This window comes from Aeromonas sp. QDB25 (assembly GCF_027707725.1).
GTDB lineage: Bacteria > Pseudomonadota > Gammaproteobacteria > Enterobacterales > Aeromonadaceae > Aeromonas > Aeromonas caviae.
In genome coordinates, this window is record NZ_JAPCIZ010000045.1 from 1 (window position 1) to 25,339 (window position 25,339).

Sequence of the window (25,339 nt, forward strand, 5' to 3'; positions counted from 1 at the left end):
TGAGGTGTTGAGCACAGGGATTTGAACCCGCATCCGACAAGGGATTTGAACCAACCTTCTGTGGTGCTGGAGAGGTAGAACCAGTGGCTCAAACACCAAAAGCAGAGGGGGGACTTTCGCCAACAGTAACACCCAAGGTAACACCACAACCAAACATCAAACCTTCATAAGCAATAAAAACAATAACTTAAAATTACAATTCAGACTCCCCAGGGGCCACCATTTTCACACAAAGCCGCTCTTTTGAGCGGCTTTGTCGTTTCTGGCGCTCACCATAGTCTGTCCAGATCCTCGGCATAGAGCGCCATGGCGCGCCGGTAGGGAAGCAGGGCGGGATCCGTGGTGGTGGTCGCGAGGATCCCCAGCAGCGTCTCCATCCCCTCCTTGCTGCGCCCCAGGTTGTAGCAGGTCATGGCACGAAACACCTTGAACTCCAGGGCATCGGGGAAGCGGGCCAGGGCCTCGTCAAAGGTGGCCAGCGCCTCGGCATGACGGCCCGTGGTGCGATAGGAGCTGCCAAGTCCAAGCAGGGCCCCGCGCAGCGACGCCTCGCCAAGCCCCAGCGACACGGCCTTCTGATAGAGCGGAATGGCCTCGGCCTCTCGCCCCAGCGTGTCGTGCAGGCTGGCCACTTCGTAATGCAGCTCGGCGTGGGCCGGGTGCGCGATGAGTTGCAGCAGACCGTGCTGACGGGCTTCCTCGATCCGTCCCTCGGCCTTGAGGGTGTCCAATAGTTTCATATGCGCTCCTGCATGGGAATGAAGGATCAGTATGCCTGCCGGCAGGCTGGCGGGGAACGGGTCATGGGGCCATGAAAAAGGCCTCCCGCCGATGGCGGGAGGCCTGGTTCGGCGCCGGGGCGCAATGGCCCCAGCGTGTGTCCAGCCTTACTGGGCGCTCAGGCTGTAGGCCAGGGTCTGGTCGTTGAAGCGCACCACATAGGCACCGGCCACTGCCGTGGTGATGTCTGCCCCGGCCAGCTCGGCCACGCCATCCTTGTTGGTGTCGCCGTAGTTCTGGGTCCAGTCCCCCTTGACGTCGAACTTGAAACGCTGGCCGCCGTTGCCATCACCGCTGCCGGTGAAGGTGACGCTGGCCTGCCAGAGGTGATCACCGACCAGGGACATGGGGGTGGTGCCCCAGTTGTTGGTGGTGCCGCGAATGTTGAGGCTGGCGACATTCTTGGCATAGATGACGCTCACCGGAGTCAGGCTGTATTGCAGGGTCTGATCGTTGAAACGCACCCGGTACTGGCCGATGACCGAGGTCAGGATGTCACTGCCGGTCAGTTCGGCCACGCCGTCCTTGTTGGTGTCGCCGTAGTTCTGGGTCCAGTCCCCCTTGACGTCGAACTTGAAGCGCTGGTTGGTCTGACCGTCGAAGGTGACCAGGGCTTCCCACTGATTGTCGGCGACCAGTGTCATGGCAAGGGAGCCCCAGGCATTGGGGGTGCCGCGGAAGTTCAGGGTGGGCAGTACGCTGGCGTAGGTGCCGTTGTCGTCGGTGACGGTCACGGTGGCACTGGCACTGGCGGTCAACCCTTCCGCATCGGTCACGGTGACCGTCACGGTATGGGTACCCGGGGTATCGAACCGGACTGTCTCGGTGGCGGCGGTGCCCCCGCTGGACCAGCTGTAGCTCACCACGCCGCCGTCATCGCTGGAAGCGGAAGCGTCGAACACCACGCTTTCCCCCGCCTTGACGCTGAGGGTCTTGGGGGAGAGGGTAGCGGCCGGTGCCTGGTTGCTGGTGAGGGGAGTGACCGTGTAGCGCAGATCGCTCTCGCTCAGGGTGATGCGGTAGGTGCCCGCCCCGCTGACCAGGATATCCTTGCTGCTGCCCTTGTCGGCGATGCCATCCCCTTCGTTGTCGCCGTAGTTCTCGGCCCAGTTGCCGAAGACGTCGAACTTGAAGCGCTGGGCACCGGTGGCGTCACCGTTGCCGGTCAGGGTGAGGGTGGCGGACCAGACACGGTTGGCATCGACGGTCATGGGGGTGTTGCCCCAGGCGTTGTGGGTGCCGCGCAGGTTCATGCTGCTGAACTTGTTGCCCGGCAGGACGGAACTGCCGCAGGGGCTGGCCTTGGTGCAACCGGCGATGATGGCGGCCGCCTTCATGCCGGGGACGTTCAGGCTGGCCTTGCCGCTGCCATCGACGGTGACATAGCCGCCGCTGCAGTAGTCATTGCCCCCCAGGAGGTTGCAGTACTCGCCGGCCGGCAGGCCGGTCTGCACCGAGGCCACCAGGCTGCCGCTCTCGTTGTTGATGGCGACGAAGCCCTTGTCACCGCGGCTGAAGGCGATCTGGTTGTTGCCGTTGTCCCACCAGTTGCTGACGGGCTGGCCTTCGGTCCGGTTGTGGAACAGGGCCATGTTCATGATGGTCGGTCGGCGCTGTTCGCAGTTCCACTGGCTGTCCGTGCAGGGCGTGCTGCCCGGCGCCCCCTTGTCGGTTTCATAGGTGCCCATGTTTTCAAAGCGATAGCCCGACATCACCTGCTTCCAGCCATAGGGCCAGGCCATCATGAAGGTGTTGGCCAGATCGTAGCGGGCACCGCTCATGAAGGTGAGCATGCCGCCACCGCCGTGGCCGCGTTCGCGGTCGTGGTTGACCACGAAGACGAAGGCCTTGTTGGAGGGGAGCAGGCCCCAGCTCTCGCCCAGGGTCTTGAGGTTCTTGATCTGGCCGTTGAAGTTGGCGGCGAGATCGGTGCCGTATTTGAAGTCGGTGACGGTGTCGATATAGGTGTAGCGGCCCGGCTGAATGTCGGGGGACTCCCCGCCTGCGCCGATCACCTCCAGGTAGGCCCTGGGACTGCCTGCCTTGTCGAGGATGGCCTTCACATCGGCCGGCGCCATGTGCTTGGCCGCATCGATGCGAAAGCCCGCCACGCCCCAGCCGAGCAGGGTCTTCATGTAGGTGGCGATCTGATCCTGGACGTAGGATGAGCCGGTATTGAGGTCCGGCATGCCGTAGAGGGCGCCGTTCCAGACGTTGTTGCTGTCACCGTAGTTGGTGATGTCGCCGCTGTGATGGAAGTCGTTGTAGCCGAACTGGGGATATTGGTATTGCCCCGAGTTGTAGCTGCCGCCGCCGGTGGCGGTGCCCGAACCCGATGCCAGCTGGTTGAAGACAGCGTCGGCATAGACCTTGACCCCGGCCGCGTTGCAGCGGGCGATCATGCTTCTGAGCTCTGCCTCGCTACCGCCGAAGCTGTTGAAATTCTTGAAGCTGACCGGTTGATAGACGGTCCACCAGACCTGGCTGCCCTGCTTGTGCTCGGCGGGTGGGGTGATCTGGACGCCACCGAACCCCTTGGGCCCGAGCACGGTCTCGCACTCGTTGGCGATGTCGTTGAATTTCCATTGGAACAGGTGAACCATGACCCCTTCGGCACTGGCAGTGTGGCTGAAAGAGCCGAGTGCCGCCGCCAGCAGGGCGGTTCGAAACAGTGTGTTGTGCATGACGATTTTCCCTTCGATCTTGTTATTGACGTATCACTGTCGTGTAGTCGAACGGACAACAAACAACCTCGTTCAGCTCCGTAGCATTCATGAAATCGACGTGGTTGAAAATCGAACAAGCTGAATTAATTAAGAAATGTGAATGAAAATGCTTTCATGCCAGTCGGTGGCAGCAGGAGGATGCAGAGGGGAGCAGATCGGTGCGAGATCCCGTCAAGCGGGTAGCGAAGGGGATGAACAGGGGCCCCGCAGGGCCCCGTGAACGTTCAGACGTTGGGTTCCTGCTGCCCGGCACTGGCCCGGGCACGACGCCCTGGCAGCATGCGGGTGACCAGGTTGCTGCGCTGGCGCCAGGAGGTGTAGGCGATGGCGCACAGGTGCAGGGCGATCATGCCCTGGAGTGCCCAGGTGCACCACTCGTGCCAGTCGTCCGCCCCCAGATCGAAGCCGGTCTCGGTGTTCTGGAACCAGCCGGTCCCTGCGGTGGCGAGTACCAGCAGCCAGAGTGCCCAGACCGCCAGCTTGCCGCTGCCGTGATGGCCAGGGGTGGGCGGGGTCCGTTCGCGCAGGGCGTCGGCCTGATGGCGAAAATCCGCCCGGCTCGGGATGAGGGCGCGCAGGCGGGCGTGGCCGCGAGCGAAGGTGAGCCCCCACAGCAGGCGTATGCCGATGAGCACCATGACGGCGTATCCCATCCGCTCGTGCCACTCCTCGCCCGCCTCGTTGAGCCAGAGGTTGCCGATACAGATGGCCGCCACACCCCAGTGGGTGAGGCGCACCAGAGCATCCCAGTGGAAGGGATCAGCCTTTCTGCTTGGCATAGTTGTGGTACTCCTTCTTCAGGTCGTTGACCTTGGCCAGGTGCTCGCGCGCCTTGGCTTCGTCACCGGCCTGGAGGGCTGCCAGGCTGGCATCCAGCTCGGTCTGCACTTCGGTCATGCCTTCCAGGAACTTCTCCTTCTTGGCGGCGGGCATGTTCTTGCCCTTGGCGACGTCCAGCTGGGCCTTCATCTCCTTGATGTATTTCTCCATGGTGGCCGCGTCGTCGGCCTTGACGGCCTGCTTGTAGTTGAAGCCGATCTTCTTCATCGGCTGCTCCAGATCGCCGGCCATGGCAGGCAGGGCCATCAGGCCGAACATCAGGGGCAGCAGCAGGGGACGCACAGTTTTCAGCATGGGATTTCCTTATGAGACGACGAGATTGCAGGTTGTTATAGCACTCATTTGAGTGCGGTTTCACGCATCATGATGCCATGAAAGGACGATCATTGTATGAAGAAAGTGCGACCAATTGTGACGAATTGTGCAGGGGATTGCTGTGGGAATGTAGCCGAAAGAGAACGGTCACCGGATCTCGCCTCCGGCTGGGGATACAAGGGCGCGCATCTGGTCCGGGAAGGGGGTCGCAGGCAGTGAATCATGCTGCCATTATTTTTTACACATCGGTTTTTTAAAGTCAGGTGAGTTTTTCAGGTGTTTTTGTTTTTGAAAGCCACCACCCATGGACGATTCCACTGCCCGCACAGACGCCGTGCAACAAAAAAAGGGCCCGCAGGCCCTTTGAGTGATCGGGATCCGGCCCTTATTCGGCCTGCTCGCGCTCGATGGCACGCCAGCCGATGTCCTTGCGATAGAAGATGCCGTCCCACTGGATGCGACCAGCCAGGGCATAGGCCCGCTGCTGGGCTTCCTGCACCGTGTGGCCGAGGGCGGTGGCGCACAGCACGCGGCCACCCTGGGTCAGGCTGGTGTGTCCTTCCAGGCGGGTGCCTGCATGGAACACCTTCTCCCCTGCCACTTCGTCCACCGGCAGGCCACTGATGGGGTGGTTGCTGGCGTAGTCGCCGGGATAGCCACCCGCCGCCAGCACCACGCCGATGGCGGCACGGGGGTCATAGACGGCTTCCTTCTGATCCAGCTGGCCGGCACAGGCGGCGAGGCAGAGATCCACCAGATCGGACTGCATCCGCAGCATGATGGGCTGGGTTTCGGGGTCGCCGAAGCGGCAGTTGAACTCGATCACCTTGGGGTTGCCCTCGGCATCGATCATCAGGCCGGCGTAGAGGAAGCCGGTGTAGACGTTGCCCTCGGCAGACATGCCGCGCACGGTCGGCATGATCACCCGTTCCATCACGCGCTGGTGCACTTCGTCGGTCACCACGGGGGCCGGGGAGTAAGCCCCCATGCCGCCGGTGTTGGGGCCGGTGTCACCGTCGAAGGCGCGCTTGTGATCCTGGCTGGTGGCCATGGGCAGCACGTGCTCGCCGTCCACCATGACGATGAAGCTCGCCTCTTCCCCGTCCAGGAACTCCTCGATCACCACCCGGGCGCCGGCATCGCCGAAGGCATTGCCGGAGAGCATGTCACGCACCGCCGCTTCCGCCTCGTCGAGGGTCATGGCGACGATCACCCCTTTGCCGGCGGCCAGACCGTCGGCCTTGATGACGATGGGGGCGCCCTTCTCGCGCAGATAGGCCAGCGCTGGCTCCACCTCGGTGAAGTTCTGGTAATCGGCGGTGGGGATGGCGTGACGGGCCAGGAAGTCCTTGGTGAAGGCCTTGGAGCCTTCCAGCTGGGCGGCGGCGGCGGTCGGGCCGAAGATGGTCTGATCGGCGGCGCGGAAGGCATCGACCACCCCTTTCACCAGGGGGGCTTCCGGTCCGACGATGGTGAGGCCGATCTGGTTCGCCTTGGCGAAGGCCAGCAGGCCTTCGATGTCGGTGGCCTGGATGGCGACGTTCTCGATGCCCGGCTCAAGCTGGGTGCCCGCATTGCCCGGTGCCACGAAGACCTGGGTCACCAGGGGGGAGTGTTTGGCCTTCCAGGCCAGGGCGTGTTCACGGCCGCCGTTGCCAATGATCAGTACTTTCATCGTCTCGCTCGCTTCTGTCTGAGTTCACTGGCGCTGCGGTGGCACTGCCAGTGGAAAGGATCCGGTGCTAAAGAGGCAGGGCCGCCATCGGCGGCCCTGGGCTGTCAGTGACGGAAATGACGCATGTTGGTGAACACCATGCACATGCCGTGTTCGTTGGCGGCGTCGATCACCTCCTGGTCGCGCATCGAGCCACCTGGCTGGATGACGCAGGAGATGCCCGCGGCAGCGGCGGCATCGATGCCGTCGCGGAACGGGAAGAAGGCGTCGGAGGCCATGACGGAGCCCGCCACGGTCAGCCCTTCATCCTCGGCCTTGATGCCGGCGATCTTGGCAGAGTAGACGCGGCTCATCTGGCCGGCGCCGACGCCGATGGTCTGGCCGTTCTTGGCGTAGACAATGGCGTTGGATTTGACGAACTTGGCGACCTTCCAGCAGAACAGCAGATCCTGCAACTCGGCCTCGGTGGGCTGACGCTGGCTGACCACGGTCAGATCCCCGAGCGTCACCATGCCCAGATCGCGCTCCTGCACCAGCAGGCCGCCGTTGACGCGCTTGAAGTCAAAGCCTTGCGCCGGGGCAGTCCACTGGCCGCACTCCAGCAGGCGCACGTTCTGCTTGGCGGCGACCGCCTCGCGGGCTGCCTGGCTGATGCTGGGGGCGATGATCACTTCCACGAACTGGCGGGCGACGATGGCCGCGGCGGTCTCGCCGTCCAGTTCGCGGTTGAAGGCGATGATGCCGCCAAAGGCCGAGGTGGGGTCGGTCTGGTAGGCGCGATCGTAGGCAGCCAGCAGGTCGTCACCGATGGCGACGCCGCAGGGGTTGGCATGCTTGACGATGACGCAGGCCGGTTCGCTGAACTCCTTCACGCACTCCAGCGCCGCATCGGTGTCGGCAATGTTGTTGTAGGAGAGGGCCTTGCCCTGCAGCTGGATGGCGCTTGCCACCGAGCCCGGCGTGGCCTGCTCTTCGGCGTAGAAGGCGGCAGCCTGGTGGCTGTTCTCGCCGTAGCGCATGTCCTGCTTCTTGATGAACTGGCTGTTGAAGGTGCGGGGGAAGCGGGACTCTTCGTCGCCTTCCTTGTTTTCGCCGTAGGAGGGCACCAGGGTGCCGAAGTAGTTGGCAATCATGCCGTCGTAGGCGGCGGTGTGCTCGAAGGCGGCGATGGCCAGATCGAAGCGGGTGGAGAGGGTCAGGCTGTTGCCGTTGCCATCCATCTCGGCGATGACGCGGTCATAGTCTGAGGCCTTGACGACGATGGTGACGTCCTTGTGGTTCTTGGCAGCGGAGCGGACCATGGTCGGGCCGCCGATGTCGATGTTCTCGACGGCGTCTTCCAGGGTGCAACCGGCTTTGGCCACGGTGGCGGCGAAGGGATAGAGGTTGACGACGACCATGTCGATGGGGGAGATAGCGTGCTCGGCCATGATGGCGTCATCCCGGTCGCGACGGCCGAGAATACCGCCGTGTACCTTGGGATGCAGGGTCTTGACCCGGCCGTCCATCATCTCGGGGAATCCGGTGTAGTCGGACACCTCGGTCACCGGCAGGCCCGCATCGGCCAGCAGCTTGGCGGTACCACCGGTGGAGAGCAGGGCCACGCCACGCGCGTCGAGTGCCTTGGCAAATTCCAGGATGCCAGTCTTGTCAGACACACTCAGCAGTGCACGGCGAATGGGTCGAGCTTGTTCCATCACACTATCGTCCTCAGCATAACGGGGACCGTTCCATGGGAGGCGAGGCTCAACACACAGAGAGTCCCCAAATAAATGGAAGTGGGGGATTTCGCAAACCACTCTCGCCCGGGGCGGCCGTTGGCAAAAGCGTTTTAGGAAATGCCCGCTTGACGCGACGCTCTCTTGTGGGCGCGTATTCTACACAAAAAATGTGACCTGTGGTGGATTTTTTAAAGAGACAAACCCTTGTGGGATGCGGCGTTAAACGTTTTCTGGTGAATTTTTGTGAAACGTTTGTCTTTTCAGTGTTTTGGGGATAAATGGCCGGCAAGTGGGGGGTTAGCTGCTGCTTTCCTGCCTTTGACTGGCAATCGCCGGGCAAAGAGGTGATAGTGGAGGCCGGTTTATATTGAGTACCATGTCGGGAATGTCATGCGGGGGGAGAGGACCATGTATCGGATCGGTGAACTGGCCAAGGCGTGCGGGGTGAAGGCCGACACCCTGCGCTTTTACGAGAAGAACGGCCTCATCTCGCCGGGCATTCGCAACGAATCCGGCTATCGCCTCTACGGGGAGCAGGACAGGCGGCGGCTGGAATTCATCATCCGCGCCAAGTCGGTGGGCTTCTCCCTCGCGGACATCGGCGAGCTGCTCGCCCTGGACACCAACAAGGCCAAGGTCACCTGCCAGGAGGTAAAGGCGGTGGCCGACACCAAGCTCGAACAGGTGGAGCAGAAGCTCCTGGAGCTGACCCGTTTTCGCGAGAACCTGAAGGCCCTCTCCGACATCTGCTGCGGCGGCCCGCGCTCGGCGGAGCACTGCGCCATCCTCGAGACCCTGGAGTCCGGCGCCCCTTCCCGCCACGAGCACCACGACCATGAGCACTGAGCTGCGCCGGCCCCGGGTCTCCGCCTTTCTCGCCCTCTCCCTCGACGGTTTCATCGCCGGGGAGGGAGGCGATCTGGCATGGCTGGCCCCCTATGGTGGCGACGGGCCGGAGGAGACCGGGTACAGCGCCCTGATGGCGAGCGCAGACACCCTGCTGATGGGGCACAACACCTACGATATCGTAAGCGCCTTTCCCGAGTGGCCCTACGGTGACAAGCCGCTGGTGGTACTGACCCACAGGCCCGCCGACCCCCGTCCTCGGGTCTCCTTCCGGCAGGGGGCGCTGGCGCAGGTGCTGGACGAGTTGTGGCAGGGGGGAAGCCGTCACCTCTATCTGGATGGCGGGGAGCTGGTGAGGCAGGGTCTGCAGGGGGCCCTGGTGGACGAGCTGACCCTGTTCTGGGTGCCGGTCACCCTGGGGGGCGGGATCCCGCTCTTTACCGGGCCTCTCCCCACAGGGTTGAGACCGGTGTCGAGAGCCGTGCTGCCAAGCGGCCTGGTGCGGGTTATCTATCACCCCGCCTGACAGCTTGCACGGGGGAGGCAAGAGGCGCACAATCGGCGCGTTTTTCGCCACCGGCCCTTCCAGGCAGGGACGATAGGCAAACACGACAACCCCATCAAGGAGCCCATATGGTCAAGAAGAAGGTGACCTGTGTCACCGCCGAACCCGCCTGCGAACATCAGCGCGGCATCATTCAGGACAACCACCTCAAGGCACTGGTGACCTCCCCCCTGTTCCAGGCCAGGGTCGAGCCGAGCAAGAAGGGCAAGGGCAGCTATCAGCGCAAGGCCAAGCACGGCAAGCGGTGGGAGCCCGGCCAACAGCAGATGGCAAGCGTCTGCTGCTGAGCGGGTTTCCACCCCTTCATCTCAAGACAATCAGGGCGCCCATGGCGCCCTGATTGTTGTTGCGAAAGCGACCGTTTGCTCACGGCTTCGCTGCAAGATGTGTGAACGCCTTCTTACTCGTCCATAAAGAGTTCGAGCAGCACGTTGAGGTAGCGATGGCCGAGGGGGGTGAGCTGCCAGCTGTCGCCGAGATCCTCGATCAGCTCCTTGCTCTGGGCGATGTCCAGCACCGTCTCCACCCGCTCCAGCGCCAGGCCGGTATAGGCCTCGAACTCCGCCTTGGGGGCCGGTTCAAACAATCTGAACCGGTTCATGAAGTACTCGAGCGGCAGATCGTCCGCGCTCACCTGCCACTGCTCGTCCAGATAGGGGCGGCTCGGGTCCAGATACCCCTTGGGGTGCTTCACCTTGGCGGTGCGCAGGATCTGGCTGTTGGCAACATCGGTCACCTTGCCGTGGGCGCCGCAGCCGATCCCCAGATAGTCGCCGAAGCGCCAGTAGTTGAGGTTGTGGCGGCACTGGTAGCCCGCCTTGGCATAGGCCGAGATCTCGTACTGCTGATAGCCCTGGGCGGTCAACATGGCGTGGCCCTGCTCGTAGATGTCCCACAGGGTGTCATCTTCCGGCAGCTTGGGCGGCTTGGAGGCAAACGCCGTGTTCGGCTCTATGGTGAGCTGATACCAGGAGAGGTGCGGCGGCGCGCAGTCGATGGCCTGCTGCAGGTCATAGAGGGCATCGTCCAGGCTCTGATCCGGCAGGCCGTGCATCAGATCCAGGTTGAAGGTGGGAAGCGCGATGGCGTGAGCCAGGGCGGCCGCCTTGCGCGCCTCCTCGGGGCCGTGGATGCGGCCGAGGCGGGTCAGCTTCTCTTGCTGGAAGCTCTGCACCCCGATGGAGATGCGGTTGATGCCGGCCCGCTGGAAGCCGGCGAACTTGTCCGCCTCCACAGTGCCCGGGTTGGCCTCCATGGTGATCTCGCAGTCCGCCGTCAGGGGAATGCGCGCGCGCACCCCGTCCAGCAGGGCCTGCATGGCCGCCACGGAGAGCAGGCTCGGCGTGCCGCCACCGATAAAGATGGAGGAGAGCGGCCGTCCCTGGGCCCAGTGCAGATCCTGCTCCAGATCCTCCAGCAGGGCCGCCACGTACTCGAGGTGGGGCAATTCCCCCTTCTGGGCGTGGGAGTTGAAGTCGCAGTAGGGGCACTTCTGGACACACCAGGGCACGTGAATATAGAGGGAGAGGGGCGGCAGTTGCAGCATGGGGTTTCCAGTATTCAAAAAATCAAAAGGGGTCGGGTGGCCCTGGCTGCCGATGACAACGGGCCGGGCGCTGCCAACGAAACGGGGGCCGACGGCCCCCATTGTAGATGACAACGCGGCGGGAGGCAGCGCTTTAGTTGACTGCCGCCAGGGCCGCCTTGAGCTTGGCCAGGGCCTGGCCGCGGTGGCTGAGCTGGTTCTTCAGCTCGGCCGGCATCTGGGCCGAGGTGCAGTCGTGGTCGGGGACGAAGAACACAGGGTCATAGCCAAAGCCGTGCTGGCCGCGAGGCTCGTCGATGATCATCCCCTCCCAGCTCGCCTGGCAGATGAGGGGGGTGGGGTCGTCGGCATGGCGCATGTAGACCAGCACGCACCAGAAGCGGGCGCTTTTCAGGTAATCCGGGGCGCCCTTGAGCTCGGCCAGCAGCTTGTCGATGTTCTCCTTGTCGCTGGCACCAACGCCGGCAAAACGGGCGGAGTAGACGCCGGGACGGCCGTGCAGCAGGTCCACTTCCAGGCCGGAGTCGTCGGCCACGGCGGGCAGGCCGGTGACGCGGGCGGCGTGACGGGCCTTGATGATGGCATTCTCGACGAAGGTGGTGCCGGTCTCATCGGCATCGGAGACTGAAAACTCGCTCTGCGGGATCACCTGGATCTTCATATCGGCCAGCATGGCGGCCAATTCCTTCACCTTTTTCTGGTTCCCTGTTGCCAGGACAAGCTTGTTCATCACACACCTCCGCAAAAATAATCTGCGCATTCTATGCGGGGGCGGGGCCGAGTAAAAGCGCAATTGTCCGATGCTGGGTTCCGTTCGGGCTACAATCTGTCCGGCGTGACAAGCAGATAAAATACATCTTTCCCATAGGGAATAACCGAAGTGATTAAATACCATTTCAATTCATTACTGTGAGTCAGTAGACTCGCGCACCAATCGATATTCCTAGGGCTTGAGGTGACTGATGCCATTGATTCTTCTGCTTGTATTCCTGGTGTTGTTCAGCCCGCTGGCCATCGACATCTACCTGCCCGCCATCCCGCAGATGGCCGAGCAACTGGGGGCCGAAGTGACCCTGATGCAGGGCACCATTACCTGGTTCCTGTTCAGCATGGGGATGGGACAGTTGCTGGTGGGCCCGCTCGCCGATCGCTATGGCCGCAAACCCGTGGCCCTGGGCGGCGTGCTGCTTTATGGCTTGAGCGCGCTGGGCGCCGGTTTTGCCGCCAGCCTAGGTGAGCTGATGCTGGCGCGGGTGTTGCAAGGCCTGGGGGCCTGCGCCACCTCGGTGGCCGCTTTCTCGGTGGTCCGTGACAGCTATGGCCCCAAGAAGAGTGGCCAGATGATCTCCTACCTGAACGGCGCCATCTGCTTCATTCCCGCGCTGGCCCCTCTGCTGGGTGGCTGGCTCACCGCCAAGGCCGGCTGGTCGGCGAACTTCTGGTTTATGGCCGGGTACGCCGTCGTGGTCGGCAGCTGGCTGCTGTGGCGGATGCCGGAGACTCGCCCGGAAGAGACCAGCAGCAGCGGCCCGCTCATCAGCTGGTCCCGCTACAGCCCGGTGTTGCGCTCCCCGAGCTTCCTGTTCAACGCGGCCCTGTGCATGCTGGCGATGGCGGTGATCCTGGCCTATGTCACCGCGGCGCCGGTGCAGCTGATGGTGAAGCTGGGTCTGGACATGAACGGGTTCAGCTACTGGTTCACCGCCAACGCTGTCCTCAACATCCTGGCCTGCTTCCTGGCTCCGCGCTTCATCGCCAGGGTAGGGCCGAGACGGACCCTGCGCCTCGGCCTGCTGGTGCTGCTGATCTCCGCCATCTCCCTGACGCTGGCCATGCACATCCCGCATCCGCTGGCCATGATGGGACCGGTGTTCCTCTCCAGCATCGGCTTCGCCATGATCCTGGGCGCCGCAGCCGGCATGGCCCTGGCTCCTTTCGGCCACTGCGCCGGCACGGCGGCGGCCCTGCTCGGTCTGTTCCAGATGAGCGGCTCTGGCGCCCTGGTGGGGCTCACCGGTGCCTTGATGCCGGATCCCCTGAGCCAGCTGGCCCTGCACATGTGGCTGTTGCTGCCCCCCTTGCTGGTACTGATGACACGTCAGGGGCGGCGCTTGTGTTTGCAATAAATCCTGTGCTCTGATGAGCACACTCAGGGGGCCTTGAGCCCCCTTCTCTTTATGCAGGCGATGGCTCGCCTGCTCCCCATGACATTGCTACCCGTGGAGACAACCGCATGAGCCACACAATCAACGCCGCCCTGGTGGGTTATGGCTTCGCAGGGCAGACCTTTCACGCCCCCTTTCTGACTAGCACCCCCGGTCTCGCCCTGCGTTGGGTGGTGAGCCGGGATGCCGCCAAGGTGCAGGCCGAGTTGCCCGGTTGCCTCGTCGGTTCCCTTGACGAGGTGCTGGCGGACGAGACCGTGGATCTGGTGGTGATCGCCACGCCGAACGACACCCATGCTCCCATCGCCCGCCAGGCTCTGCTGGCGGGCAAGCACGTGGTGATCGACAAGCCGTTCGCCCTGGATCTGGCAGAGGCCGAGGCGCTGGTGGTGCTGGCCGAGGAGCAGCAGCGCCTGCTCAGCATCTTCCACAACCGGCGCTGGGACGGGGACTTTCTCACCGTGCGCCGCCTGCTGGCGGAGGGGGCGCTGGGAGAGATCGCCCAGTTCGAATCCCATTTCGACCGTTATCGCCCCGAAGTGCGCCAGCGCTGGCGCGAGGCGGGTGGCCCGGGCTCCGGCCTCTGGTTCGATCTCGGCCCCCATATCCTGGATCAGTCCCTGCAGCTGTTCGGCCAGCCTGACTGGATCCAGGCCGATCTCGCCCGGCAGCGCCCGGGGGCGCTGAGCGACGACTACTTCCACGTGGTGCTGGGCTACGGCGAGAAACGGGTCATTCTGCACGGCAGCTGTCTGGTTTCCGCCACCATGCCCCGTTTCGTGGTGCACGGCAGCGAGGGCTCCTTCATCAAGTTCGGCATGGACGTGCAGGAAGAGCAGCTCAAGCAGGGCAAGCGCCCTCCGGCGGCGGACTGGGGTGCGGATCCGCAGCCCGGCCAGCTCAGCCGGATCCGGGACGGCGAGCTTGTGCAACAGACCCTGGCCGGTGAGGCGGGGGACTACGGCGCCTACTACCGCGCGGTCTGTGCCGCCATCAAGGGAGAAGGGGCCAACCCTGTGCCCGCCCCCGAGGCGCTGGCGGTGATGGCGCTGCTGGATCTGGCCAGGGAGAGCGACAGCCAGGGGCGGCGTCTTCCTTGTCAGAAGCTGTCTGATTGAGGCGATTTAACGGCTCGACAGGCGGAAGGTAAAATGACAATTTTTGAGCATCATTCGACTCTAATTTGGTGTTTTGTTGTGTCGCCTTGTGAGTTTGTGGGTGCTTTATATTAATATTTGTCGTTAAAGTAGTTTCTCTTATCAAGGCAACGAGAAAATATCATTGTGATACGCGTTTTCATCGGGCGCGTATGGAGATATATTTCGCGCGCCTTCGGGCTCATGCCGGTGGTTTTTCTGCCGGGAGCCGGGGCGCTGTGATGGTCATTCACACCATCTCTCCATCTTTTTTTGAGGGTATGCACATGAACAAAGTACTGGTAGCCGGTATCCTGGGTCTGATGTTGACCGCCTGTGGTCAGAAAGAAGAAGCCGCCGCGCCGGCCGCTACTCCGGCTGCAGAAGTTGCTGCCACTGTTGAGAACGCCGCTAGCGAAGCGTCTGCTACCGTCGAGAAGGCTGCTTCCGAAGCGACCGCTACTGTCGAGAAGGCTGCTGCTGACGTAGCCGAGAAGGCTGAAGCCGCAGTGAGCGATGCCAAGGCCAACTAAGCCAGCACCTCATTGAAAAACGGGCCCGGCGCGAGAGCGCCGGGCCCGTTTTTTTATGGCCGGGAGGCGGGCCCGCTCAGGGCAGCGGTTCCACCAGCAGAATATGGGAGTCATGCCCCGTCACCCTGACCCTGGTGCCCGCAGGGAGCGGCTGACCGCAGCGCACCGTCCAGACGGTGTCATCCAGATGGACCCGGCTCATGCCCTGGCTGACGTCATCCAGCAGGGTCAGCTCCCGTCCCAGATAGCTCTGCATCCGCTCGTTGATGGGGGCGGCGGCATCCTGCCCGGAGCGATCCCGGCGGTGCTGCCAGCGCCACCAGGCCCAGGTGGTGATCAGGGACTGCACCGCAAACAGCAGCAGCTGCGCCTGCCAGCCGAAGGGCCAGACCAGCAGCAGGAGCCCCACCTCCAGGGCGGCGATGCCGGTCCAGAGCAGAAAGCCCACCGACCCCATCACCTCGATGGCCAGCAGCACGAAGCCGAGCCCCAGCCAGTGCCAGTGGGTCAGCCCCTCGAACAGGGCTGTCATGATTTGCCCGCCTTGCCGTCTTTGTTGAACAGCTCGGCCATGCCCGCCACCGAGCCTATCAGGCTGCCCGCTTCCAGGGGCATCATGATGATCTTGCTGTTGGGGCCTTCACCGATGCGGGCCAGGGCCTCGGTGTATTTCTGGGCCACGAAGTAGTTGATGGCCTGCATGTCGCCCTCGGCGATCGCCTGGGAGACCATGTGGGTCGCTTTGGCTTCCGCCTCGGCGGCCCGCTCCCGCGCTTCGGCGGCGAGGAAGGCGGCCTGACGCTCACCCTCGGCTTTCAGGATCTGGGACTGCTTCTCCCCCTCGGCCTTCAAGATCTTGGACTGGCGCACCCCTTCGGCCTCCAGCACCTCGGCTCGCTTCTGGCGCTCGGCCTTCATCTGGGCGTTCATGGCTTCCACCAGGGCGAGGGGCGGGCGCACATCCTTGATCTCGATCCGGGTCACCTTGATGCCCCAGGGGGCGGTGGCCGCATCCATGGTGCGCAGCAGCTTCTCGTTGATGGTGTCGCGCTGGGAGAGCATCTCGTCCAGCTCCATGGCGCCGAGCACGGTCCGCATATTGGTCATGGTGAGATTGCGGATGGCGCTGGTGAGATCATTGACCTCGTAGCCCGCCTTGCGGGCATCCACCACCTGCACGAAGCTGATGGCGTCGATGGTGACGTTGGCGTTGTCCCGGGAGATCACCTCTTGGGCCGGGATGTCCAGCACCTGCTCCATCATGATGATCTTGTGGCCGATGCGGTCGATGTAGGGGATCAGCAGGTTGAGACCCGGGGAGAGGGTGCGGGTGTAGCGGCCGAAGCGCTCCACGGTCCAGTTGTAACCCTGGGGCACTATCTTGATGCCGGCACTCAGGGTGGCGAGTACCAGGAATATGAAGATCCCCAATACAATCAATGACTCATTCATGATTAAGCTCCTTATGAAACACTTTCACTAGCCTAGGGTCTGGTGCCATCCACCACAAGCAGATTCGCTTCTCTATTGCCGCCACACGGCTTTACTAATTACCAAAACGCATTAAAGAGCATTTTTTATTATTTTGAGGGATAAGCGCTCCTGCCTATAGTCGCCCCAGATGTCGCGATGCCGAGGAGCGGGCCCTGATGGATTATTTACCTATGTTTGCCAGGTTGGAAGGCCGTCCGGTACTGCTGGTGGGCGGGGGCGAGGTTGCCCTGCGCAAGGCGCGCCTGCTGCTGGCGGCAGGTGCCCGGATCACCCTGGTCTCTCCCGCGATCGAGCCCGAGTTCCATGAATTTGCCGGTCGCTTCACCCATGTGGCGGCGCGTTTCGACCCGGCCCACCTGGCAGGGCAGATCCTGGTGGTGGCCGCGACCGACGATCTCGAGGTCAATGCCCTGGTCTACCAGAGCGCCACCGAGCGCGGTCTGTTCGTCAACCTGGTGGATGACCCCGAGCGCTCCAGCTTTATCTTCCCCTCCATCATCGATCGCAGCCCCATCGTGGTGGCCGTCTCCAGCGGCGGCAAGGCCCCCGTGCTGGTGCGTCTGTTGCGCGAGCGGCTCGAGAGCCTGCTGCCCCGCCACCTCGGCGGTCTGGCGGAGCTCTCCGGCCGGGTGCGCCGCCGGGCCAAGCAGGTGCTGGCCTCCCTCTCCGATCGCCGCCGCTTCTGGGAGCGCGCCTTTGCCTCCAACACCCTGGCCGGTCTGATTGAGAAAGCCGATTGGCAAGGGGCCGAGCAGTGGCTCAATGAGGGGCTGGACAAGGCCCAGACCGAAGTGGGGGAAGTGGTGCTGGTGGGGGCGGGCCCGGGAGATCCTGGCCTGCTGACCCTCAAGGCGCTGCAACAGATCCAGCAGGCCGAAGTGGTGCTCTATGACCAGCTGGTTTCCCCCGAGATCCTGGACCTGGTGCGCCGCGATGCCACCCTGGTGTCGGTCGGCAAGAAGGCGGGTGCCCACAGCGTGCCCCAGGAAGAGACCAACCGCCTGCTGGTGGAATACGCCAAAGCGGGCAACCGGGTGGTGCGCCTCAAGGGGGGCGATCCCTTCATGTTCGGCCGTGGCGGCGAGGAGCTGGAAGTGCTGGCCGAGGAGGGCATTCCCTTCTCCGTGGTGCCCGGCATCACCGCCGCCGCCGGTGCCACCGCCTATGCGGGCATTCCGCTCACCCACCGCGACCATGCCCAGAGCGCCGTCTTCATCACCGGCCACTGCCAGAAGGAGGGCAAGGAGCCCGACTGGCAGCAGCTTGCGGCCACCAACCAGACCCTGGTCATCTACATGGGGCTGATGCGCTCCGAGCATATCCAGCAGCAACTGGTGAGCCATGGCCGACGCGCCGCCACCCCCATCGCCATCATCGAGCGGGGCACCACGGCCCGTCAGCGGGTGCTGACCGGCACCCTGGCGGATCTGGCCGAGCTGGCCCAGCAGGCGGTGAGCCCGTCGCTTATCGTCATCGGTGAAGTGGTGGCCCTGCGCCAGCAACTCGCCTGGTTTGGCGAACAGGGGCAAGGGCAGGAGGCAGAAAGCGGCCACGAGCTCAAGCTGGTGAGCCTGACCTGAGAGGCGAGACCCGAATCGATTTGACGGTGCGGCCAAGGCGGCACCGAACTGAACCAACACCGCGCCCCGAGCAGGTGCGATAGCAATGAACCGAGGACCCAGACATGGACCGTGAAAGACTGACCCAACTGCAGCCATCCGATGCACAGAGCATCCGTGCAGGTGTCACCCGCGAGCGACTGACTCACCTGCAGCAACTGGAAGCCGAGAGCATCCATATCATCCGCGAGGTGGCCGCCGAATTTGAAAACCCGGTGATGATGTACTCCATCGGCAAGGACTCCTCCGTCATGCTGCACCTGGCCCGCAAGGCCTTCTACCCGGGCAAGATCCCCTTCCCCCTGCTCCACGTGGACACCAACTGGAAGTTCAAGGAGATGATCAAGTTCCGGGACGAGACCGCCAAGAAGTACGGGCTGGATCTCATCGTCCACAAGAACCCGGATGGTCTGGCCATGGACATCAACCCCTTCGTGCACGGCAGCAGCAAGCACACCGACATCATGAAGACCGAGGGGCTCAAGCAGGCGCTCAACAAATACGGCTTCGATGCCGCCTTCGGTGGTGCCCGTCGCGACGAGGAGAAATCCCGCGCCAAGGAGCGTGTCTACTCCTTCCGCGACAAGTCCCACCGCTGGGATCCGAAGAACCAGCGCCCGGAGCTGTGGCGTGTCTACAACAGCCAGGTCAACAAGGGGGAGAGCATCCGTGTCTTCCCGCTCTCCAACTGGACCGAGCTGGACATCTGGCAATACATCTATCTCGAGAACATCGACATAGTCCCGCTCTACTTCGCGGCCATGCGCCCCGTGGTGGATCGCGGCGGCATCAAGATCATGGTGGATGACGAGCGCATGCCCATCGGCCCGGAAGACGAAGTGAAGCAGGAGCTGGTGCGCTTCCGTACCCTCGGCTGCTACCCGCTGACCGGGGCCATCGAATCCAATGCCACCACCCTGCCGGAGATCATCGAAGAGATGCTGATCACCACCTCGAGCGAGCGGCAAGGGCGGCTCATCGACCACGATCAGGCCGGCTCCATGGAGCAGAAGAAGCGTCAGGGCTATTTCTAAAAAAATGTTCTAAGGAATCGCATCATGAACAACCACATTCAGACCGCCATCAGCGAACAGGGCATTGAAGCCTACCTGCACGCCCAGCAGCACAAGAGCCTGCTGCGTTTTCTCACCTGCGGCAGCGTGGACGACGGCAAGAGCACCCTCATCGGCCGCCTGCTGCACGACTCCCAGCAGATCTATGAAGATCAGCTCAAAGCGCTGGAGTCCGACAGCCAGAAGCTCGGCACCACCGGCGAGAAGCTGGACCTGGCCCTGCTGGTGGACGGCCTGCAGGCGGAGCGCGAGCAGGGCATCACCATCGACGTGGCCTACCGCTATTTCTCCACCGCCAAGCGCAAATTCATCATCTCGGACACCCCGGGCCATGAGCAGTACACCCGCAACATGGCCACCGGCGCCTCCACCTGCGATCTGGCCATCATATTGATCGACGCCCGCAAAGGGGTGCTGGATCAGACCCGCCGCCACAGCTTTATCGCGAGCCTGCTCGGCATCAAGCAGTTCGTGGTGGCAGTGAACAAGATGGACCTGGTGGAGTTCAGCCAGGAGGTGTTCGATCGCATCAGCCTGGAGTACCGCGAATTCGCCAAGAAGCTCAGCGTCGACACCATCCACATCGTGCCGGTCTCGGCCCTGGACGGTGACAACGTGGTGAACCCGAGCGACAAGCTGGCCTGGTATCAGGGCGAGACCCTGCTCTCCTTGCTGGAGTCTGCCGAAGTGGAGCGCGAGCTGGAACGCCATCCGGTGCGCCTGCCGGTGCAGTACGTGAACCGCCCCAACCTCGATTTTCGCGGCTTCGCGGGGACGCTCGCCTCCGGCATCCTGCGGGTGGGCGACAAGCTTGCCGTGCTGCCGTCCGGCAAAGAGAGCACGGTGACCCGCATCGTCACCTTCGACGGGGATCTGGAGTACGCCCTGCCGGGTCAGGCCATCACGGTCACCTTCGCGGACGAAATCGACATCAGCCGGGGCGACCTGCTGGTGGATGCGGCGAAAAAGCCCCAGGTGACCCAGAACGTGCTGGCTCACATCGTCTGGATGGGGGAAGAGTCCCTGCAACCGGGCCGGGTCTATGACGTCAAGCTGGCCACCAAGAAGAGCCGTGGCCAGGTGGAGGCCATCCGCCACCGCATCGAGATCAACAAGCTCGACGAGCTGCCCGCCTCCGAGCTCAAGCTCAACGAGATCGGCCTGTGCGAATTCAGCCTGACCGACCCGGTGGCGTTCGACCCCTACCAGGAGATCCGCGACACCGGCAGCTTCATCCTCATCGACCGGCTGACCAACGTCACCGTGGGCGCGGGCATGATAGTGGAAGGGGTCGCCGCCAAGGCGGTCAAAGGGCAGTACAGCGAGTTCGAAATCGAGCTCAACGCCCTGGTGCGCAAGCACTTCCCCCACTGGCAGGCGCTGACCATCAGTAACGCGTCGGACAAGGAATAAGCCCATGACCTGGCAACAATCCCTGGTGCTGGGTCTGCTGGCTGCCCTCGTCGCCCTGCTGATCCAGGGCCGACTCCGCCCGGCGCTGCTCTTCTCGGGCGCCGTGCTCATCACCTACCTGAGCGGCCTGGCGGACATCAACGCCGTGGTGGCGGGCTACACCAACAGCGCCCTGCTGACCCTGGTGTTGCTGCTGCTGGTGTCGCTCGCGGTGGAGAAGACCCGGGTCATGAGCTGGTTTGCCAACCTGGTGGGCACCGGCTCCTTCAACAAGGTGCTGGTGAAGGTGTGGTTTTCCACCGCCTTCCTGTCGGCGTTCGTCAACAACACCGCCGTGGTGGCGTCCATGCTGGGGGCGGTCAAACGCAACCCCAACCATGCGCCCTCCCGGCTGCTGTTGCCCATGTGCTTCGCGGCGACCTTTGGCGGCGTACTGACCCTGATCGGCACTTCCACCAACCTCATCGTCAACAGCTTCCTCATCAAGATGGGGGCCAAGCCGCTCGGCATGTTCGACTTCTTCATGGTGGGGGCGGGGACCCTGCTGACCGGCCTCATCGCCGTGCTGCTGTTTGCCCGCCACCTGCCGGAGCAGGACACCGAGATGAGCCGGGAATCCGGCTATTTTCTCGAGGCCAAGGTGGGCCCCGGCTCGCCGATGGCCGGGCGCAGCGTCAAGGAGAACGGCCTGCGCAGCCTGAAAAGCCTCTATCTTGCCGAGATCATCCGGGGCAACCAGGTGATCTGCCCGGTGCAGCCGGAGCACGAGTTGCACGAGGGGGACATGCTGCTGTTTTGTGGCGACGTGGAGAGCGTCGGCGTGTTGCAGGAGCTCAAAGGGCTGGATCTCTACGGCCAGCACCGCCTCAACGGCCAGCACCTGGTGGAGGTGATCGTCAGCCACAGCTCGCGCTTAGTGGGTCAGACCATCAAGGATGCGGAGTTTCGTACCCACTTCGATGCGGTGGTGCTGGCGGTGCGCCGGGGCGAGACCCAGCTCACCGGCGGCCTCGGCCAGATTGAACTGCACGCAGGGGATACCCTGCTGCTGGCCCCCGGCCCCAAGTTTGCTGGCAACAAGTCCCTCTCCCGGGAGTTCGTGGTAGTGAGCGGGCTGGAGGCCTCCACCCGGCTTGATGCCACACGCAGCGCCGCCGTGGTGGCGGGGTTCCTCGGGGTGCTGACCCTGTCGGTGCTCGATCTGGTGCCGCTCTTCAAGGGGCTGCTGGTGATGCTGGTGGCGCTGCTCTTCTCCCGCATCCTGACCCTGGACGAGATCCGCCGCCGCTTTCCGCTGGATATCTGGCTGGTGGTGGGCGGGGCGCTCGCCATCGCCGATCAGCTGGAGAAGAGCGGTCTGGCCAAGCTCATCGCCGACTGGCTGATGGGGGAGTTCAACGGGGCCAGTCCCTTTATCGCCTTCGTGGGGATCTATCTGTTTACCCTGGTGCTGACGGAGCTGATGAGCAACAACGCGGCGGCGGCCCTGGCCTTCCCCATGGGATTCCAGCTGGCGCTCAGCATGGACGTCTCCACCATGCCGTTCATTCTGGCGGTGCTGTTCGGGGCGAGTTCCAGCTTTATCCTGCCCTACGGCTACCAGACCAACCTGATGGTCTATGCGGCGGGCAACTACAAGATGCCGGATTATCTCAAGCTGGCCCTGCCGGTCTCCCTGGCCTACAGCATCGGGGTGATCGTCATGGTGCCCCTGCTGTTTCCGTTTTAAGGTCTGATACCGGGGGATGTGTTAAGGGCTGCTTATGTTAACGCAGCTTTTATCAAGGCTGCTTATGATGCAGGGGAGTGCCAGGGCACTGGTATCCGGGCGTGAGCGCCAATCAGGGGGTGTTGCATGCGCAATATCAGGGCATCAGCACCTTGCCGCCTCATGGTGCGAGGCGGCTCCCTGCGGTAACGGACAGTTTTCAGTATTGCGGCGTGAGCGCCAATCAAGGAGTGTTGGATGAGCAATATCGTGTGGCATCAGCATGCCGTCGACAAACAGAGCCGGGCCGAGCAGAAGGGGCAAAAGCCCCTGGTGATCTGGTTCACCGGGCTCTCCGGGGCGGGCAAGTCCACCCTGGCGGGGGCGCTGGAGCAGGCGCTGGCCGCCTCGGGCAAGCACACCTATCTGCTGGATGGGGACAATGTGCGCCACGGCCTGTGCGGCGATCTCGGCTTCGATGACGCCGCCCGCCAGGAGAATATCCGCCGGGTCGGCGAGGTGGCAAAACTCATGGTGGATGCGGGCCTTATCGTCCTCACCGCCTTTATCTCGCCGTTCCGTGCCGAGCGGCAACTGGTGCGCAATCTTGTGGGTGAAGGGGAGTTCGTCGAGGTATTTGTGGATGCGCCCCTCGCCGTTTGTGAAGAGCGTGACCCCAAGGGGCTCTACAAGAAGGCGAGGGCCGGGGAAATTCGCAACTTTACCGGTATCGACTCTGCCTATGAGGCTCCCGAGCAGCCGGAAATTCATCTGCTGAATGCCGGCAAGCCGGTGGAAGCGCTGGTGGATGAGTTGCTGACCGCCCTGCGGCAGCGGGGGTTGATTGACTAAGGTCGGTTGTCAGTGTCGAATATTGATAAATAAGGGGGTGTTTGCCCCCTTATTTATTCTCATTCAGCTTCAAAAAGTAATAAGAAAAAATAATTCTTCAAGCTGCTATACGGCGGTTAACACCATGGATATCCACATTCCGGCGTAGGTTGTGGCTGAGCTTGCGAAGCACAACCTTAACCGCGAATAAGCTTTCGAGTGTTGGGCTTAGTAAAACTCAGCCCAACCTACGGCCCTAACTTTTCGCATAATACAGAAGCACTGAAAACTAGCGCATGATAAAAATACCATGCGTTGGCTGTCCCTCTTGAAGCGTTTGTTAGAGCGCTACTTAGCAACTCTTTCACCCCACAATGTATTTAGTTTTTCTTGCTCTGAGTCAAATACTTTTTGCGGAATTAAAGGTGTGTTAGATGTAACAACATTATATTCGGCAAATAAGGACAGCAAATTAGGGGTTGCTAATTTTGAAGTTCCAAGTTGTTGATCGATGCTTGTAAGTTTTGACGCTGCGCTGCCAAAACTTATGGCTTTGTCAATACCATTCCATAAAGGGAAAAACATCAAAAACAAAAGAGCCAATCTAGGAGCAGAATAGTTGGCATCATTATAGGTTACAGATAAACCAGTGACAATTAGAGAAAGGATTAACACTGCTAGCAGAATTGAATTTCTAATAGCCTTTTGTTTGCAAGCTTGATATAGATGCTGTGACCAAAAGCAACTTTCTTGAATTATATCCACCAACCTTTCTTCTGGTGAGGACTGATCTGTGGCGTAGTAATTGTCGTTTTCAAACTTCCTAGCTTTTTTAAATTCATCGCTAGTCACTCTACTTTTTAAATAAGCCAAGTCAACAGACATGTCTGAACCATAGGAGCTTTTAATTATATTCAATCTAATTAGTTCTTGACCAAGCGACTTTTTGTTATTTGTTTCTTTAGATAAAAGCCATGCGGAAAACTCTGACAGTATTGCCATTAAAGCTATAATATACAGCCAGTTACCAGTCAGAAAAATTGAGAGCGCCGCACACGTGAAAGTAACTAAATGTAATAAGTTTTCGTATTTTGAATACTTCTTGGCATTATCTAATACAGCACTTGATAAACTTTGAATGCTAGCCATATGATGGAAACCTATCTCCAAATAATTTGCCGAACTTCTCAATGGATTCTTTGTCGTTGTTATTATAATGGGCAAGCCAAGCATCACGACTTTTAGCTAACGCAGTTTCAATTCTACTGCTTGCAGCCAACCTATCAGAAGACCCCAAGTAATCATCAACATAACCATCTAGTCCTGACGGTGATGGGATATAGTTTTGTATTTTTGTGTGCATATGCTCAAAGAATTTAAATACGTGCCATGCATAATCGCCATAAAAATTTTCATAGCTTAGTGCCATAACCTCAATATGAAAGGATGATAAATATGAAGAGTGCTTTCTGTTCCACTCTTTGATCATTTTAATCAAATGAATTTTGTGTTCAGATACCTTTTGCATGTTGTTTATATGGATTTTTGGCCTTGTTTCAATCCAAGAGTTGTCATTCGCATTTGGTATCTTGTAGCAATATAAACTTCCATTGTCTGAAACTCGGTATGCCGGAACAATATCCACATTAGGCCAAGTTTTAAAATATAACGTTACGGCCTGACCGTTCTTTTTGGCCATACGAGTATTGTATTGACTTAATTTATCACGTACTGATTGTAAGAACTCTGTAGGTGACTTATTTTCAGCATGATTTCTATAATGAAGGACTAACATTACATCTGCATCTGCAAATCCACTCAAAGATGTCCCACTAACTAAAGAGCCTAAAGGAAAGGCTTCTAGTATATTAAACTCTTTATCCAACAGACTGACTATAGATTTACATCTAGATTCTGCTGTATCTGCTTGATTGCCTGTAATTGATATCCTTTCGATGAATTTATCGAATGAGACAGGGATTGTATATGGCAACTTAACTCCTTTTGCGCTCTATTGCCCTAGCAATGGGCAGATTTGGAGCATCATCTCGTATGTTGGGCTTCGCTACGCTCTGCGCCAACCGACACGAAATGAAGCCAACGTTTAACGCGAAACGTATCTGCATATTTGTTTTACCGAGCGATCTAATCCATGTTTATCCCGCTTTGGTTGATGTGAACATGCTCATCGGCTGGGCTTCGTTAGGTTCTGCACCAATCGGCAAAAAACACGCTACCGCCCCTGAATTTCAGCCTCCAGCCTGCTGCGCTTTCCCTGTGGCTCCGGTCTGGTTCATGGCTGACTCCGACAAGAGGTGATCCCGATTGCCATGTTACCGAACGGAGCTGGTTA

General features: G+C 61.0%; 23 protein-coding genes. 11 read left to right on the top strand and 12 right to left on the bottom strand.

Features of this window, described 5'->3' with window-relative positions:
- Positions 1 to 269: 269 nt before the first annotated feature.
- From PG883_RS15175 to purH, 6 genes are all read right to left on the bottom strand, one after another.
- Positions 270 to 740 carry a tetratricopeptide repeat protein gene (locus PG883_RS15175; protein WP_270807356.1) on the bottom strand — a complete coding sequence of 157 codons (471 nt, stop codon included), beginning with the start codon at positions 738 to 740 and terminating at the stop codon, positions 270 to 272.
- 147 nt (positions 741 to 887) lie between these two features.
- The gene (locus PG883_RS15180) at positions 888 to 3,464 is read right to left on the bottom strand and encodes an alpha amylase C-terminal domain-containing protein (RefSeq protein ID WP_270807357.1); all 2,577 of its coding nucleotides are present in this window, start codon (positions 3,462 to 3,464) and stop codon (positions 888 to 890) included.
- Positions 3,465 to 3,730: 266 nt separating this feature from the next.
- Positions 3,731 to 4,285: a cytochrome b/b6 domain-containing protein gene (locus PG883_RS15185; protein ID WP_201901925.1), complete on the bottom strand. Its 555-nt coding sequence runs from the start codon at positions 4,283 to 4,285 to the stop codon at positions 3,731 to 3,733.
- Complete coding sequence (locus tag PG883_RS15190; RefSeq protein WP_010675612.1) at positions 4,266 to 4,640, bottom strand: cytochrome b562; 375 nt, start codon at positions 4,638 to 4,640, stop codon at positions 4,266 to 4,268. Before PG883_RS15190 ends, PG883_RS15185 begins: the two co-directional genes overlap by 20 nt.
- Positions 4,641 to 5,046: 406 nt before the next feature.
- Positions 5,047 to 6,336, bottom strand: a complete 1,290-nt coding sequence (gene purD, locus PG883_RS15195) for a phosphoribosylamine--glycine ligase (protein WP_270807358.1) — start codon at positions 6,334 to 6,336, stop codon at positions 5,047 to 5,049.
- A 104-nt stretch (positions 6,337 to 6,440) separates the two neighbouring features.
- Positions 6,441 to 8,033, bottom strand: a complete 1,593-nt coding sequence (purH, locus tag PG883_RS15200) for a bifunctional phosphoribosylaminoimidazolecarboxamide formyltransferase/IMP cyclohydrolase (protein ID WP_270807359.1) — start codon at positions 8,031 to 8,033, stop codon at positions 6,441 to 6,443.
- Positions 8,034 to 8,465: 432 nt separating this feature from the next.
- Here purH and zntR point away from each other — a divergent pair, with 432 nt between their 5' ends.
- From zntR to PG883_RS15215, 3 genes are all read left to right on the top strand, one after another.
- The gene (gene zntR, locus PG883_RS15205; RefSeq protein WP_041211075.1) at positions 8,466 to 8,903 is read left to right on the top strand and encodes a Zn(2+)-responsive transcriptional regulator; all 438 of its coding nucleotides are present in this window, start codon (positions 8,466 to 8,468) and stop codon (positions 8,901 to 8,903) included.
- Positions 8,893 to 9,429: a dihydrofolate reductase family protein gene (locus tag PG883_RS15210; RefSeq protein ID WP_201890297.1), complete on the top strand. Its 537-nt coding sequence runs from the start codon at positions 8,893 to 8,895 to the stop codon at positions 9,427 to 9,429. The genes zntR and PG883_RS15210 overlap by 11 nt, the downstream gene beginning before the upstream one ends.
- Before the next feature lie 107 nt (positions 9,430 to 9,536).
- Positions 9,537 to 9,755 carry an alternative ribosome-rescue factor A gene (locus PG883_RS15215; RefSeq protein ID WP_270807360.1) on the top strand — a complete coding sequence of 73 codons (219 nt, stop codon included), beginning with the start codon at positions 9,537 to 9,539 and terminating at the stop codon, positions 9,753 to 9,755.
- A 113-nt stretch (positions 9,756 to 9,868) separates the two neighbouring features.
- Here the strand turns inward: PG883_RS15215 and hemW are convergent, their stop codons facing one another.
- Both hemW and rdgB read right to left on the bottom strand, forming a co-directional pair.
- Positions 9,869 to 11,014: a radical SAM family heme chaperone HemW gene (hemW, locus tag PG883_RS15220; RefSeq protein WP_223924679.1), complete on the bottom strand. Its 1,146-nt coding sequence runs from the start codon at positions 11,012 to 11,014 to the stop codon at positions 9,869 to 9,871.
- A 133-nt stretch (positions 11,015 to 11,147) separates the two neighbouring features.
- Positions 11,148 to 11,744, bottom strand: coding sequence for an RdgB/HAM1 family non-canonical purine NTP pyrophosphatase (gene rdgB, locus PG883_RS15225; RefSeq protein ID WP_043764171.1), 597 nt, complete (start codon positions 11,742 to 11,744; stop codon positions 11,148 to 11,150).
- Positions 11,745 to 11,976: 232 nt separating this feature from the next.
- On the opposite strand from rdgB, the gene PG883_RS15230 reads away from it, so the two are divergent.
- The 3 genes from PG883_RS15230 (at position 11,977) to PG883_RS15240 (ending at position 14,848) form a co-directional block, all read left to right on the top strand.
- Entirely contained in the window at positions 11,977 to 13,140 is a 1,164-nt protein-coding gene (locus PG883_RS15230) for a multidrug effflux MFS transporter (RefSeq protein ID WP_223924678.1), read from the top strand.
- 107 nt (positions 13,141 to 13,247) lie between these two features.
- On the top strand, positions 13,248 to 14,297 hold the full coding sequence (locus tag PG883_RS15235) for an oxidoreductase (protein WP_270807361.1): 1,050 nt from the start codon (positions 13,248 to 13,250) through the stop codon (positions 14,295 to 14,297).
- A gap of 305 nt (positions 14,298 to 14,602) precedes the next feature.
- Positions 14,603 to 14,848: a hypothetical protein gene (locus PG883_RS15240; RefSeq protein ID WP_043764213.1), complete on the top strand. Its 246-nt coding sequence runs from the start codon at positions 14,603 to 14,605 to the stop codon at positions 14,846 to 14,848.
- A 76-nt stretch (positions 14,849 to 14,924) separates the two neighbouring features.
- Here PG883_RS15240 and PG883_RS15245 read toward each other — a convergent pair whose 3' ends face one another.
- On the bottom strand, positions 14,925 to 15,380 hold the full coding sequence (locus tag PG883_RS15245; protein ID WP_270807362.1) for an NfeD family protein: 456 nt from the start codon (positions 15,378 to 15,380) through the stop codon (positions 14,925 to 14,927).
- On the bottom strand, positions 15,377 to 16,300 hold the full coding sequence (locus tag PG883_RS15250; RefSeq protein WP_029314806.1) for an SPFH domain-containing protein: 924 nt from the start codon (positions 16,298 to 16,300) through the stop codon (positions 15,377 to 15,379). Before PG883_RS15250 ends, PG883_RS15245 begins: the two co-directional genes overlap by 4 nt.
- 197 nt (positions 16,301 to 16,497) lie before the next feature.
- Here PG883_RS15250 and cysG point away from each other — a divergent pair, with 197 nt between their 5' ends.
- The 5 genes from cysG (at position 16,498) to cysC (ending at position 23,007) form a co-directional block, all read left to right on the top strand.
- Positions 16,498 to 17,922 carry a siroheme synthase CysG gene (gene cysG, locus PG883_RS15255; RefSeq protein WP_182956862.1) on the top strand — a complete coding sequence of 475 codons (1,425 nt, stop codon included), beginning with the start codon at positions 16,498 to 16,500 and terminating at the stop codon, positions 17,920 to 17,922.
- A gap of 104 nt (positions 17,923 to 18,026) precedes the next feature.
- On the top strand, positions 18,027 to 18,995 hold the full coding sequence (cysD, locus tag PG883_RS15260; protein ID WP_050498204.1) for a sulfate adenylyltransferase subunit CysD: 969 nt from the start codon (positions 18,027 to 18,029) through the stop codon (positions 18,993 to 18,995).
- Between the two features lie 24 nt (positions 18,996 to 19,019).
- Positions 19,020 to 20,447: a sulfate adenylyltransferase subunit CysN gene (cysN, locus tag PG883_RS15265; protein ID WP_270807363.1), complete on the top strand. Its 1,428-nt coding sequence runs from the start codon at positions 19,020 to 19,022 to the stop codon at positions 20,445 to 20,447.
- A gap of 4 nt (positions 20,448 to 20,451) precedes the next feature.
- Positions 20,452 to 22,176, top strand: a complete 1,725-nt coding sequence (locus PG883_RS15270) for an SLC13 family permease (protein ID WP_270807364.1) — start codon at positions 20,452 to 20,454, stop codon at positions 22,174 to 22,176.
- Between the two features lie 237 nt (positions 22,177 to 22,413).
- Positions 22,414 to 23,007, top strand: coding sequence for an adenylyl-sulfate kinase (gene cysC, locus PG883_RS15275; protein WP_270807365.1), 594 nt, complete (start codon positions 22,414 to 22,416; stop codon positions 23,005 to 23,007).
- Positions 23,008 to 23,334: 327 nt separating this feature from the next.
- Here cysC and PG883_RS15280 read toward each other — a convergent pair whose 3' ends face one another.
- Together PG883_RS15280 and PG883_RS15285 are read right to left on the bottom strand one after the other, a co-directional pair.
- Complete coding sequence (locus tag PG883_RS15280; RefSeq protein ID WP_270807366.1) at positions 23,335 to 24,135, bottom strand: hypothetical protein; 801 nt, start codon at positions 24,133 to 24,135, stop codon at positions 23,335 to 23,337.
- Complete coding sequence (locus PG883_RS15285) at positions 24,128 to 24,979, bottom strand: nucleotidyltransferase domain-containing protein (protein ID WP_270807367.1); 852 nt, start codon at positions 24,977 to 24,979, stop codon at positions 24,128 to 24,130. Before PG883_RS15285 ends, PG883_RS15280 begins: the two co-directional genes overlap by 8 nt.
- Positions 24,980 to 25,339 lie beyond the last annotated feature (360 nt).